The organism is Streptomyces minutiscleroticus, from assembly GCF_014650875.1.
Lineage (GTDB): Bacteria > Actinomycetota > Actinomycetes > Streptomycetales > Streptomycetaceae > Streptomyces > Streptomyces minutiscleroticus.
This window is the reverse complement of sequence record NZ_BMVU01000265.1, coordinates 1-579: the sequence shown is the minus strand read 5'-3', so window position 1 is coordinate 579 and position 579 is coordinate 1. Positions and strand designations below refer to the sequence as shown.

Below are 579 nucleotides of genomic sequence, written 5' to 3'. Positions count from 1 at the left end.
GGGTTTTGTTGCAAGATAAGGGGTTATTGTTAAGCGTAGCGCTGCCTGACTCAAACAGCACCCATCAAAACAACATTTTAAGCCTCTCTGTCCTTTATAACCAGATTAAAATGTCTTACGGCGATAAAGTGATGGATTTTACCCCCCCTACTTTACAAGATTACATTGTGGGCATTCAAGGGCAAAGCGCGCTAAATCAAATTGAAGCTGTAGGGGGGAATAACGCTATCAAGTGGCTTTCAACATTGATGATGGAAACTAAAGAAAACCCGCTTTTTGCACCGATTTATTTAGAAAACCACTCTTTGAATGAAATCTTAGGCGTGGCTAAAGATCTTTTAGACACCGCAAACTTGATTTCTAACCCTAATTTTAGGAATAACGCTACCAACCTTTTAGAATTGGCGAGTTACACCCAACAAACCAGCCGTTTAACGAAACTCTCTGATTTTAGATCTAGAGAGGGAGAGTCTGATTTTTCTAAGCACTTATTGGAGCTTAAAAACAAGCGTTTTAGCGATCCTAACCCTGGAGAGGTTTTTGTCAAATACTCACAACCCAACAAACACCCAAATAACC

1 protein-coding gene is annotated in these 579 nt (G+C 40.1%); it reads left to right on the top strand.

The window, feature by feature from the left end; translation table 11 throughout:
• Positions 1-579: hypothetical protein (locus IE271_RS44665; RefSeq protein WP_229920014.1), on the top strand; the 579-nt coding region annotated here is incomplete at both ends.